Below are 13193 nucleotides of genomic sequence, written 5' to 3'. Positions count from 1 at the left end.
ACAGTCAGCGCTGAAGCGAAATTCAATCGCGGGCAAGCCCGCTCCCACAAGGTTCTGAGGCGTGCACAGATACTGTGTTCGACTCTTTACCTGTGGGAGCGGGCTTGCCCGCGATTGCGATGTAACTGCCTATGAAGATAGGTCCTGCAAAAAAAACCGTGCCGTATCAGCGTAAAGGCAACTCCAATTCAACCCCGTCAAAACGTCTAAACCGTTCGTGGATTCGAGTTCCCAAGCCACCGGTAGATTGATTCTGCTCCAGCGCATTGCGCAACATCACACACGCCTGCTCCTCAATCGAACGACCATTGAATCTTGCCGTGGCCTCCAGCTTTTTATAGAGCTGATAGTCAACATTCCTGATGATTAAACTCGCCACAATCCCTCCAACGTATTGGCCCCTGAAGCATCGAGGCTAGCACGCAGCGTTTGATGCAAGGTTTCAGGTTGTAACGAAGGGATGGAGATCGCGTCTTGCCCACTCACCGCGTCCCCCGCTGCCGCAACGCCGACGGCATGAAGTACGAATCCTCCGGCACCGGTTGCGAGAAGTCGACGGTCGAGGCCTCTTCGTTATCCAGGTTCTGCACGTAGTACCGACGGGCCTGCAAGTCGTGGAAGACGTCGAGTGCGCTCCAGGTGGTGGGCAGGTCGTAGAAGTTTTTCAGGTAGGCCATCGACACGCGCCACAGCTCCCCTCGCCCGTCGTATTGATCCACCAGCGCGGCGCCCCAGCTGTCTTCGTCGAGGAACAGCACGCGTTTGGAATAGATATGTCGTGCGCCTGGTTTGAGTGTGCCTTCCACCACCCAGACCCGGTGCAGCTCGTAGCGGGTGTATTGCGGGTTGAGATGGCCGGGGGTGAGCAGTTGGGCGTATTTCACGTCGGGGCTGCCGACTTTGTAGTTGTTGTAGGGGATGTAGATTTCCTGCTTGCCCTTGAGCTTCCAGTCGAAGCGGTCCGGCGAGCCGTTGAACAGGTCGGTGTCGTCTGCGGTGCGCAGGCCATCGGATGAGGCAATCGGCGTGTCGTAGGCGAGGTTCGGTGCACGGCGGACGCGGCGTTGGCCGGCGTCGTAGATCCAGGCCTGGCGGGCGTCCTTGAGCTGGTCCAGTGTTTCGTGCACCAACGCTGCACCACCGGCGAGGCGGGCCGGGCTTTTCACGAAGGCGAGGTAGTAGAACAGGATGTTTTTCAGGTCGGCGAATTGACCGCCCGGGCGGTAGTAATTGAAGAAGCCCTCTTGCTGCGAGGTCACCAGCGCGAAGCTGCCGTTGCGCTGCACAGGTGCTTCGGAGGCGCGGCGGACCACGTAGATGCCGCGATAGCGAGTGATGTGATTCCACAGCACTTCGACACCATCCTTGGGTACCGGGAACGGTACGCCGCCATAGGCATCGGCGAACCCGCTGCCGCCCTCCAGCAACTTGGCCGAGGTCGCATTCTTCAGGGTGTTGTCATACAGCCACTGCGGCGCCGAACCGGATCGGCGCGAGGGATAGACCGGCATCTGGAAGGTGTCGGGGTAGCTGTTGAACAGCGCGATCTGGCCGGGGCTGAGGTGCGCCTTGTACTGGTCGAGATTGGCCTTGGTGATGGTGAACAGCGGTTTGTCCGCCGCGTACGGATCGGGGTGATGCTGGCCGGGCTTGTAGCCGGCCGGCGCCTGGGTGATGCCGCCAGTCCAGGCCGGGATGGTGCCGGCAGCGTTGCCGGCACGCTCGGCGCCCATGGGGGTCAACGAGGTTTTCAGTTGTTCGGCCTGCTGGGGCGAGATGGCGGCCAGCGTACTTGCAGCGGTCAAACTCAAAAACAACGCCAGCGTGGTCTTGGTCAGTCGTGATGCAGGAAACATGTTCGTTCTCCGAATTCAAAAACCTGTGGGCTCACAAGAAATACTTGAGGTTGAAACCGACGTTGTCGCGGTCGCGAATACCGTTGTTCTGCCCGCCGCCCCAGAACTCGGTGTATTGCAGTTCGGCTTCGAGCTTGTTCTGGTAGTTGGCCTTGACCCCCAGCGTGTAGGCCTTGCGACCCTCGATGGCATTGCCGGCCTGGTAGCTGTTGCCCTTGAAATCGTCCTTGTAGACGACGTAGGGCGAGACGTTGATCCCGGCGTACACGTCGTTCCAGGTGCCGTTGAACATCACCGTGTAGCTGTAGGAATTGCGATTGACCTGATCGTCGCGATCACCGCCGGACACGTACGAAGTGTTGCCGGTGCCGGCGTAGTAACGGGTGCTGCCATCGTAGGCGGTGTATTGCAGGCTGCTGCCGCGCAGGTGCTCGGAGGCCAGTTCGAAGATGCCGAACATCGAGTCGAACGACAGCGTCGGGCCGAAGTTGTAGATGCTGCCCAGCGAAGTGTTGAACGCTTCCACCCGCTCGGCGTTGTTGATCTGGCTGTCGAGGGTGACCATTTGCCCGCCGACGTTGATGGTCTTGCCGGACACGGCTGCGGCAGCACCGTTGGCCAGATCGCCGATCAGGTCGTTGGTGGCCGCGACGCCGATGGGCAGGTTCGGTCGATAGGCCACTTCACCGAACACCGAGGCATTGCCCAGCGTGGTGTTGAAGCTGAAACCGTACATGCGGATGTCTTCGGCATACCGCCGATGGGCCTGGATGTTGCCCATCACATCGGCGGTCGCCAGACCGTTGGCGAGAGCCCCGGCCTGACTGCCGGCAACGCTGGAGAGCATGTTGGTCAGAGCATTCATGTCGATGCCCTTGTAACCGCCAAGGTCAGCGGCGATGGTCGGCTCCTTGGCGTGGTAGTTGACCATGTACAAGCCGAATTCGGTGCTGTTGAGCTCTTCGGCGATGTAGCGAAAGGCGAAGCCGAACTGACCGTCGTTGCGCGCGTTGTAGTCCTTGCCGATCGACGCCACCTTGAGGGTGTTGCCGTAGGCCGGGGTCATGCCGTTGGCGTAGAGGCCGGTGGACTTCAGCGCCGGGCCGAGCAACGGGTTGTTGCCCAGTGCGCTGTACAGACCGATGACATTGCCAAACCCCGGCACCGGCGTATCAAGTGCGGTGCCGCTGAAGTTGTTGTAAGCGGTGTTGCCGCCGTCGGCGAACAGGTCGGTCTGCGAGTAGAACGTGCCGACCGGGTCGATGCGGGTTTCTTTCCAGTTGGTCTGGTAGAAGCTCTCCATCGTCAGGCTGTCGGTCAGGCCGATGTTGAAGCTGACCGCCTCCACCGGCATCAGCACTTCCTTGACCTCGGCGCCGGGCAAGCGGTACTTGGCGGCGTCCACCGGGTTGGTGGTGTTGATCCCGCCGCGATAGAAAATCCCCTCGCCCCAGTTGAACACCTGACGCCCCACCCGCGCCGTGACCGGCATTTGCGCAACATCCCAGCTGCCGTGGACGTAGGCGTCGAGCATCTCGATCCGGCTGCCGGCGATGTCGCGGGTCTGGCTGGTGAAACGGTCGTCCTGGGGATAACTCTGGCTCGGCTGCGACGGGCTGTTGTTGTGGTAGTAGTCGTTGCGCTTGTCCATCAACTGGGTGTCGTAGAACGCGGTGCCGCGCAGGAACATCCCGTAGTTCTGGTAGTTGGCTTCCAGCTCCGAAGTGATCTTGTACACCTCGGAAACCAGCCCGGTGTCGAAGTTGCGATTGCCGTCGTTGGTGTTGACGTCATCGTTGTTCTTGTCCCGGCCCTGCACCCGCCACAAGCGGCCATAGGACAAGGTCGTGTCGAGCGAGCCGGTGACCTGATTGTCCAGCACGCTGAACTCGGCGGCCTGCACCGCGTCGACTGCGCAGAGTTGCAGCAGCCCTGCCAAACCGACACCGGGGAGCGCTACGCCAGACAGGCGCAATCGAGTGTTGATCATCTGTTCCTCCTTCCCTGTTCTTATTGTTGTGTGTTGCCGCGATGCTTAGGGCGCCAGCCCCGCACGAACATAAATCCGGCTGTGGGCGCCGAAATGGCCGAGCAATTTGAGCAATTGCCGATTGAGTTCCGGGTGCTCGAAGGTCTCGCGCTGCAACTGATTGCCCGCGCTGAAATCGCTGGTGACCGGCGCCGTTTCCAGCCACTGGCCGATGGCTTCATCGAAGGCGGCAGAGTCGTCGACGGACTCGGCGCTCACCACTTCGCGCAGGTAGTCCACGGAGTACGGCGGGTAATGCGCGTCCCCGACGGCATCGGCGTAGGCGTCGATCATCGGATGCGGCTGACCGGCGCGCAGCACACGGCGCAGCCAGGTCGACTGGTATTTCTCGACCTCCATGTGGCGGGTCGCGACCCGTTCGATGGACGCCTGTTTGTCATCCGCAAAACCGGCCAGCGCCTTGCCCTCCAGCAGCAGAAGGCTCGGCAGTTCGACGCCCGGCAACGGCTTGGCGTGATACGGCTGGGTCAGGTCCTGAACGTGGTGCAGGCCCCAACCGAGAAAGCGATAACCCCAGTAAGGATGGCCGCTGGCAAACGCCAGTCGCGCCAGCCCCATGTATTGATACGCGCGCCAGTCCGGCCAGCTGCGCTCAAGAAATCCGGCAGCCGCATACACCACCGGGCTCTCATGGAAGAAGCCCATGTGGAACGGCGCCTGGGAGCTGTACTGGAAGCGCGCATCGCCAAACGGCTGCGGGCCGAAGCCGTACAACGCGGCGACTTCACCGGGGTTGTCGCTGAACAGATTGATGTCGTGGCCGTAGTCCGGCTCGTCGGCGGCACTGGCCAGCACGGCCAGGGGCGCGACTTTTTCGTGATCGGCTACGCGGATGAAACGCTGGCGATTCCACGGCGAAAGCGTTTGCTCCACCATGACCTGATCGGCCTGCAGATGCTCGCGCTCCGGCAGGTCCTTGCCCGGCAACGGCTGGATGACCATCGCCAGATAAATCTGCGGGTTGATCCGCAGCGCGGTGAGGAAGTCGTGGCGCAGATTGTCGCTCGGCTCGGCGGGCAACTTGAGGTTGTCGGGGCGCGGCGGGTACTGGTTGAAATGCTCGCGGGCGAAGCGTTCCTGCTCATCGAGCAACGCGGCGATGGCCGGATATTGCTCGGAGAGAAACCGCTCCAGCGGTTCGACTTCAACAGGTGGCGCATCGCGCAACGCCGGCAGGTCCTGCAACGCCAGGTAGCTGCCCACCGTATGATTCGACCAGCCCCACGCCGTCGGGACCATTCCACAAAGCAGCAGCAGGAGGAATGTCAGCTTCATTGCTTTTAGTTCTTGTTGGATGTGCTGTGGGGGATGAGCCTAACAACCGACCTCGCCCCTGACACTGTCCAATCTCACCAGAAAAGTTCTCCGATAGCGCCACATGCACTGTTCTTTCAGGCCGGGTAACCGGTGATCCTGCGAATGCTCTGGTACAACGGTTTGAGCTGCCGATACATGCGCAGATAGACGTCCTTGTACAGTCGCTCGTAGACCTGCTGCGCCTCGGGTTGCGGCTGAAACACCGCGCCAACCCGGGTCATCGCCGCAATTGCTGTGGGGAAATCCGCGTGTAGCCCCAGCCCGACCGCGCAGCAAATCGCCGCGCCCAGACCGGACGCTTCATAGACGTGCGGACGCTCCGCCGGCAGACCGAAGATGTTCGCCGTGAGTTGCATCGCCGCATCACTTTGCGAGCCGCCGCCAGCAACACGTAAACGGGTGACGGAGATCTTCGAGCGCTTCTCGATTTTCTCCATGCCCTGACGCAACGCATACGCCAGACCTTCAAGAATCGCCCGGTAAATGTGCGCACGGGTATGCACGTCGCCGAAGCCGATCATCGCGCCTTTGGCCTCCACACCCGGCTCACGAATCCCCGGCGACCAGTACGGTTGCAGCATCAACCCCATCGAGCCCGGCGGCACCGCATCGACCAGCGCATCGAACAGTTGTTCAGGCTCGATACCCTGCTCCTTGGCCTGCTGCATTTCCCGCAGGCCGAACTCGTTCTTGAACCAGCTGACCATCCAGTAGCCGCGATAAATCATCACTTCGCAGTTGTACTGATCCGGCACCGCCGACGGGTACGGCGGAATCAACGGGACGATTTCCAGATAGCGCGAGCGGGTGCTGGTGATCGTCGCCGTGGTGCCGTAAGACAGGCACACCGTGCCCGAGTCGACGACGCCGGAACCGAGCACTTCACAGGCCTTGTCGGCCCCCGCCGCGATCAGCGGAACGCCTTCGGGAATGCCGGTGTGAAGACTCGCTTCAGCGCTGATGTGGCCGAGGGTTTCACCGGGTTTGTGCAAGGTCGGCAACTGCTCGGGACGCACCGCCAGCGCCTGCCATTTCCAGTCACGCGGCGCGGCCCAGCGCAGACGTTTGAAGTCGAACGGCAGGTAACCGACGCAACATCCCACCGAATCGACGAAGCGCCCGCACAGGCGATGCGTGAGAAACCCCGAGAGCAGCAGAAACTTGTCGGTCGCCGCCCACACGTCAGGCTGATGCCGGGCGATCCAGTTGGCTTCGGCCTGGGTGCGAAAGTAATCCACGGTGGCCTGCGCGCCAGCCAGTTTGAACAGCCAGCCCCACGGTCCCTTGATCCCGCCTTCGACTTCGCTCTGGCGCTGATCGAGCCAGAGAATCGCCGGGCGCAGCGGCTTGCCTTGGGCGTCGACATTGATCACCGTGCCGCGCTGCGTCGTGAGAGAAACCCCGGCAATCTGCGAACGATCGATGCCGGTTTGCGCCCACACCTGCTGGCAGGCCTCGCCCAGTTTCGCCCAGTAATATTCCGGATCCTGCTCGGCCCAGCCCGGCTGCGTCGAGTAATAGGCCTGCAATTCAACCTTGCCCTTGCCGAGCAGGTTGCCCTGCAAATCGAAGAGCAGCGCGCGCACGCTCTGGGTGCCATTGTCGATGGCCAGCAGGTAACGCTTGTTCGGGTGGTTGTCCATGGAACTCTCTTCGAGGGGCATCACTGCGCGATTTCCGGCAGGCCGTGATGGCGTTGCCATAACGCCTGGTAGCGTTGCTGTTCCTGTTGCCAGTGTTCGTCGTTCCAGCCCAGTCGCGGCTGGCAGAGTTGGCGAATGGCCGGAAAATAATCTGCTCCACCATGGGGCAGTAACAGGCCGAGACGGGTTCGGCGCAGCAGCAGGTCATCCAGGTGCAGGACCATTTCCGCTTCGCAGGCGAAGGCCAGTTCTGCCCACAAGGTGTCGGTGGCGCCGACGGTGTCGTGGCCCAGTTCGGCGAGCAGTTGCGCCAGTCTCGGCAAGTCCCGGCCATGTCGCCCGGCCAGACGTCGCCACTGGCCCGGGCTGAGGCCGGGGATTGTCAGTGGCGGCACGGCGGCAAACACCGGCGCGGCATCGTCATCGAAGGAACGGCCGAGCATGTCGGCGCACGCCTTGAGCACTTCGATGGCTTGCGGGCGGAACGTCGTGAGTTTGCCACCGGCCAACGTGACGCAGCCTGGCTCCTGCCACAGCACATGTTCACGGGTTTCGTTCGACGGTTTGTCTTGATGCTCACCCGCCGCACTGCCCACCACCGGGCGCACGCCCGACCAGGTTGAAAGCACATCAGCCGCTGTCACTTCAGCGCCGGGAAACTGCTGTCGGCAGGCGGCCAGCAGATAGTCCAGTTCTTCGCCGCTGATGCTCGCGCTCTGGTCCAGATTCTCGCGATGATCAAGGTCGGTGGTGCCGACCACTGTGGCGCCTTCCCAAGGGAAAACGAACACAGGACGCCGATCCTGCTCGTGCATAAACGTAAAGGCCTGCGCCACCGGCAAGCGCCAGCCCGGCAGCAGCAAATGACTGCCGCGCAACGGACGCAACTGGCGCGGAGCCTCGGGCGGACGCAAGCGTTCGGCCCAGGCGCCGGTAGCCACTGCCAGCACACCACAACGCAATTGAATTGAAGCGCCGGCTTCGCAGTCCTCGACCTGAACCCCGCACACCCGCCCGTTTTCACGCAGCACATGTTCGACACGCATGCCGTTGAGTACCACTGCGCCGTCGGCCCGCGCTTCGCTCAACACGCGCATCACCAACCGTGCGTCATCGGTCAGCGCATCGACAAAACAGGTGCCGCCCAACAGGTCATTTTCTTTCACGCCCGGCGCGAGATAACGCAGTTGCTGCGCGTCATGGAAACGATGGTCGCGCCGCCCCGCCAGTGCGTCATAGATCGACAACAGACCACCCAGCACCCGCGGCCCGGGAAAGCCGCCGCGATAGTGCGGCATCATGAAACTCATCGGTTCCACCAGCCCCGGCGCTTCGTCGAGCAGACGCTGGCGTTCGCGCACCGAATCGCGGGTCAGTCGCCACTGGCCCTTGGCGATATAACGCAAACCGCCATGAACCATTTTCGATGATCGACTGGACGTGCCCCAGGCAAAATCTCGCTGCTCCAGCAGCAGGCAACGCCAGCCACGACGCGCGGCTTCACGCAGGATTCCGGCACCGCTGATGCCGCCGCCGATCACGATCAGGTCCCAGGTTTCACCCGCCAGTGTCGGCAGGACCTGCTGGCGCCATTCGGCGTTCCAGTCCGCGCTCATCGCCGTCACTCCTGCAACAGCGTGCCGGGGTTCAGGCGCCCGGCCGGGTCGAAGTGCCGGCTCAGCGCCTGCAAGGTGTCCATCGCCAGCTCGCCCTTTTCGCGCAGCAGGTACGGCGCGTGATCCTTGCCCACGCCGTGCTGGTGGCTGATGGTGCCGTGGTTGTCGACGATGGTCTGGCTGGCCGCATGCTTGAGGGCCTTCCAGCGGGCCAGCGTCGCGGGATAGTCCGCCGCCGGGCGAAACACGTAGGTGGTGTAGATGCTCGAGCCTTCGCCGTAGACGTGGGACAGATGCGTGAACACATGCACCCGCTCTCCTTCAGCCGCGAGAGCATCGCGCAGGCTGTTTTCGATCAGGTTGAGCAGGTTGTCGACGTTGCTCCAGTCGGTGGCGGTTTCGAGAGTGTCGACCACATAACCGGCGTTCCACAGATTCTCGCGCAGGTAGGGAAAACGGAAGCGGTTCTGCGCCCACTTCTTGCCGAGCAGTGTGCCGGTGAACACACCGCCGAATGCCTTCAGATGCTGGCGGGCCTGACTCAGGGACAGCGCATTCTGCTTGCGATTGCCGGTCACGCCGAAGGTCAGCAGGCACTTGCCTTCACCCGCTCCGCGCAAACTCAGATACTTTTCCAGCCAGGCGATCTGTTGCGGATGGCCGGCCAGCGCCAACTGGGTTTCGGTTTCCACCGCGTTGGACAGACGCAGCATCGACAGCGGCACTCGCGCCTGGGCCAGTTGCTGAATGGCCTGCAGTGCCTTGCTCCAGCTGGACAGAAACACACCGTAGAAACGCTCATCGGCCGGCAGTGCGCTGACCCGCACCTTGACCTCGGAAATGATCCCGAAGCGCCCCTCGCAACCCAACACCACTTCGCGCAGATCAGGGCCGGCAGCCGAGGCCGGGAAGGTCGGGATTTGCAGCGGCCCGGCAAAGGTTTCCAGCGTCCCGCCGGCGAACAGTTGCTCGATCCGCCCATAACGCAGCGATTGCTGGCCACTGGAACGACTGGCCACCCAGCCGCCCAGCGTCGACAACTCCCACGACTGCGGGAAATGCCCCAGCGTGTAGCCACGGGCGCGCAATTGACTTTCCACCTGCGGCCCACTGGCGCCGGGGCCGAAAGTCGCCAGCAGACTCTGTTCATCGAGGTCGAGCAGGCGATTCATCCGCGCCAGGGAAACAGTTACTACGGGCCGCGCGGAATCTGTCGGATTGATGTGCCCGGCCACTGACGTGCCGCCGCCATAGGGAATCAGACACAGGTCCTGCGCCTGGGCGAGCGCCAGCAACTGGCGGATGTGTTCAGCGGTTTCCGGGAACGCCACGGCGTCGGGATAGTTACCCAACGCCCCTTCGCGCAATGCCAGCCAGTCCGGCAGGCTCTGCCCCCGGGCATGCAGCAGACGGTCATGGGCATCGATGCTGTACAACGCGTGCTCCGCCAGCCGCGAGACCGGTACGCGGGCCATCGCCGCTTCAAGCGTCGCATCGGGCAGCGCTCGGCCCTCCCCTAGTCGCTCATGGAGAAAACTTGCGCCCTGGGCCGGCAGTTCGACCACCGTTGTTGCATCTCCCCAGCCGTTCCAGCGTCGCATGCGTGTGTCCTTCTGTGCAGTCTGATCAGTGAGATTTCAGGCCCTCATACTAGTCAGCCGGCCGAAAGTGTCACGGTCGCATCCGGCCAGTTCGAGTAGCCAATTGAGTCAAACGTCGCGCAAGCGTCAGCCATTTACTTTAGTCGTGGATTCAAATTACCTTTCAGGGCGCTCATCCGCCCACGGCGGCCTCGATCAAGGGAATACGGTCATGCAATCGCTCGGCTTCACCTCCGTTCCGCCGCTGCTCAAGTACCTGCGCCACGCCGAACATCTGGGCATGGCCATCGAGCCTGCATTGGCGGCGGCCGGGTTGCAGGCGCAGCAGTTGAGCGACAACAGCCTGCGCCTGCCGGGTGAAACCCATGAACGGTTGCTCGATTATTTCTGCGAACACTCGGGCGATCCGCTGTTCGGCCTCAACGCCGCGAATTTCGTGTTGCCCAACTCCTGGAGCGTGCTGGGTTACATCACCATGAACTGCGCGACACTGGGCGACGCCATGAGCCGCATCATGCCGTTCGAAAAACTGGTGGGCGACATGGGTGTGAGCCGCGCCGAGGTTCAGGACAGCCATGTGCACCTGATCTGGAGCTGCCGCTTTGAGCGCCCGCGAATTCGCCGGCATCTGGTGGAAAACGTACTCGGTTCCTGGCTTCAATATGCGCGTTGGATCGCCGACACCCAATTGTCGCCGGCCGCCGTGTGGCTGGAACACTCACGCCCGGCGGACACGACGCTGGAACAGTACGAACAGTTTTTTGAATGCCCGGTGCTATTCGATCAACCGTATTCCGCGCTGATCGTGCCGCTGCCGTATTTGCAGTTGCCGTTGCGCCAGGCCGATGCGCATTTGCTGCGCACGCTGGAAGAGCACGCGCAGAGCCTGATGGCGACACTGGAGGATGCGTCGCTGGAGCAACGGGTCAAAAGCATCCTGCGCCAGTTGCTCAAGGAAGGCCTGCCGCGCAAGGAACAGGTGGCCGAGCATCTCGCGGTGTCCGTGCGCACGCTGCAACGCCAGTTGCATCAGGCCGGCACCTCGTATCAGCAGATCCTCGATGACTTGCGCCAGGAGCTGGCCGAGCATTACCTGTTAAACAGTACGTTGCCGATTCAGGACATCGCCCAGTATCTGGGCTTCACCGAACCGCGCTCCTTTCACCGCACATTCAAGAGCCGGCGTGGCATGCCGCCCGGTGAGTTTCGGCAGACTCACCGGGTATCGAACGACAGTTAGAGACTGATCGCGTTGGTGAACACCAGGCGATTGCCGAACGGATCGGCGATGGTCATGTCCTGGCTGCCCCACGGCATGGCCTGAATCCCCGGGTGCGAGAACTTGTAGTTCTTGGCGATCAACTGCTGCTGGAAGGCCTCCAGCTCATCGGTCTCGATCCGCAGGGCCGAACCCGGTGTTGCATCGCCATGATGCTCGGACAGGTGCAGCACACACTCGCCCCGGGAGACTTGCAGGTACAACGGGAAACCGGGTTCGAAACGATGCTGCCAGTCGATCTTGAAACCGAGGAAGTCGACATAGAACTCCAAGGCCTTGGCTTCATCGAAAATCCGCAGGATCGGGGTGGTTTTACCGAAGCTCATGGGCATGTTCTCGCGTATGGGATTCGCCCGCCTGAGGCGGGCGTGTCAGGTTCAAACGGCCTGCTCAGCGCACTGTCTTGAGCGTGAGGTCATGGTAGTAGTGGTTGTTCTTGTCGGTACGGGCGAAGAAAAAGTAGCCGTAGTCCTGCAGGTAGTAATACGTATCCACCCGGCCGTACTGATCATTTTTCTGCTGGCAAGAAAGTTCTTTGGCCCCGCCGCTCAGCGTGGCATTGAGTTCATTGGCAGACAGGTCACGAACCACCGTGCATTCATTGCGGCGAGTGATTTCACCAAGCTTGCCGATCACCGAATTGGACGTGCGCAGTTGCATGATGTAACCCAGCTTGCCGTTGACCGGCATGTGCTGCCAGTCACCACTGAAGCTGAGCTCCTCCACGCTGGAGCCGTCTTTCATCGACGACGGCTTGCCCACGCCGAACTCCGTTTGCCTCACCAGCTCGAACAGCCCACGGAAGGTCACGCTATTGCCCTCGTAGCCGTTGCCCGTCAAGCGCTGGGTCGACTGGCCACTGACAGCGTCGACACCGAGGAAACGTTCCTCGCGCATGTCCTTGGTCGTGGACTCGTAAGTGGACTTGCCTACCACTTCCACGTAGCTCAGAGGCTTGCTGACCGGGGTCATGTTCAGGTTCTTGATCGCGGAAAGTACCTTGTCGGATACCATCGGCAAAGTCGTCGGCTGGGTCTTCTTGGCACGGGGTACGAACACCGGCAACTGCGCGATGGATTGCGGCTTCTCACAGGCCAGTTTGAACAGCATCTCGTAGTCGTCGTTGCTTCCGGCAATTGGCTGGGCGGCCAGCGAAGTGCGGTCCTGGCCGTCGGTCACGGTGTTGTCGACATTGAGGTCATACCCCCCGATCGGACGGAACACCTGTTTGGAACAGTTGACGGCATAGTGCTCACGCTTTTGTGCATAAGGCGCGTTGTAGGGCATATCGAACGCTACATACGGATTGTCGTACGCGGCCCAGAACTTCAACTCATTGCCTTCGGTCTTGAGGCTGTTGCGGTCGATCATCACCCATTGCTGTTCGCCACTGCCCTTGACCACACGCCAGTCCGCCTGTGGCGTCTGCGCGCAGGCACGAATGAAATCAGGGTGACGCTTGAACGTCGGATACGCCGACGCAGGAATCGGCAAGCCCACGCTGTACTCGCGGCCATTGCCCCCCAGATAGCGACGCACGGAACTGGTCAGGTACAGAAGGCTGCCGCGATCCGCCGTGCAAGAGGCTTCAAGTTGCGCGAGGATCCCTGATCCCGCTTGAGCGTTGCCTGTGTCGCTGGTTTGAAAGCTCAAGACATCGCCTTCGCGAATGATCGAGTCCTGCACGATCGGACGCATCAGGATGCCCCCTGTTTCAGCCTGGGAGGCGGCGGTTCTGACCTGCGGGGTGACGGCGCAGCCAGTCAACAGGGTGATGGCTACGAGCAAACTGACGCGATACATGAAACTCCCTGGGCGACGTACGCCAAAT

General features: G+C 61.7%; 10 protein-coding genes. 1 reads left to right on the top strand and 9 read right to left on the bottom strand.

Going from position 1 to position 13193, the window contains the following annotated elements; translation table 11 throughout:
• Positions 1-166: 166 nt before the first annotated feature.
• From AC1RMX_RS17525 to AC1RMX_RS17495, 7 genes are all read right to left on the bottom strand, one after another.
• Positions 167-379, bottom strand: a complete 213-nt coding sequence (locus tag AC1RMX_RS17525) for a FitA-like ribbon-helix-helix domain-containing protein (RefSeq protein WP_096818767.1) — start codon at positions 377-379, stop codon at positions 167-169.
• Between the two features lie 103 nt (positions 380-482).
• On the bottom strand, positions 483-1856 hold the full coding sequence (locus AC1RMX_RS17520) for a DUF1329 domain-containing protein (protein WP_493072620.1): 1374 nt from the start codon (positions 1854-1856) through the stop codon (positions 483-485).
• A gap of 31 nt (positions 1857-1887) precedes the next feature.
• On the bottom strand, positions 1888-3846 hold the full coding sequence (locus AC1RMX_RS17515; protein WP_493072619.1) for a DUF1302 domain-containing protein: 1959 nt from the start codon (positions 3844-3846) through the stop codon (positions 1888-1890).
• Positions 3847-3891: 45 nt separating this feature from the next.
• A complete protein-coding gene (locus AC1RMX_RS17510; RefSeq protein ID WP_493072618.1) occupies positions 3892-5181 on the bottom strand; it encodes a phospholipase in 1290 nt (429 codons plus the stop codon).
• Between the two features lie 116 nt (positions 5182-5297).
• The gene (locus AC1RMX_RS17505; protein WP_096819322.1) at positions 5298-6866 is read right to left on the bottom strand and encodes an FGGY-family carbohydrate kinase; all 1569 of its coding nucleotides are present in this window, start codon (positions 6864-6866) and stop codon (positions 5298-5300) included.
• A 20-nt stretch (positions 6867-6886) separates the two neighbouring features.
• Positions 6887-8482, bottom strand: a complete 1596-nt coding sequence (locus AC1RMX_RS17500) for a glycerol-3-phosphate dehydrogenase/oxidase (RefSeq protein ID WP_096818755.1) — start codon at positions 8480-8482, stop codon at positions 6887-6889.
• Between the two features lie 5 nt (positions 8483-8487).
• The gene (locus AC1RMX_RS17495) at positions 8488-10083 is read right to left on the bottom strand and encodes an FAD-binding oxidoreductase (protein ID WP_493072617.1); all 1596 of its coding nucleotides are present in this window, start codon (positions 10081-10083) and stop codon (positions 8488-8490) included.
• A 211-nt stretch (positions 10084-10294) separates the two neighbouring features.
• Between AC1RMX_RS17495 and gliR the strand changes: the two genes are divergently transcribed.
• Entirely contained in the window at positions 10295-11323 is a 1029-nt protein-coding gene (gene gliR / locus AC1RMX_RS17490) for an AraC family transcriptional regulator GliR (protein WP_493072616.1), read from the top strand.
• Here gliR and AC1RMX_RS17485 read toward each other — a convergent pair.
• Positions 11320-11688, bottom strand: coding sequence for a glyoxalase superfamily protein (locus AC1RMX_RS17485; RefSeq protein ID WP_114881352.1), 369 nt, complete (start codon positions 11686-11688; stop codon positions 11320-11322). The genes gliR and AC1RMX_RS17485 overlap by 4 nt on opposite strands.
• Positions 11689-11752: 64 nt before the next feature.
• Positions 11753-13165 carry a hypothetical protein gene (locus tag AC1RMX_RS17480; protein WP_493072615.1) on the bottom strand — a complete coding sequence of 471 codons (1413 nt, stop codon included), beginning with the start codon at positions 13163-13165 and terminating at the stop codon, positions 11753-11755.
• Between the last annotated feature and the right edge of the window lie 28 nt (positions 13166-13193).

This window comes from Pseudomonas sp. GW822-FHT03F04, assembly GCF_058801405.1.
Note: the sequence above shows the minus strand (reverse complement) of the source record. Positions and strands in the feature narration are given on the sequence as shown.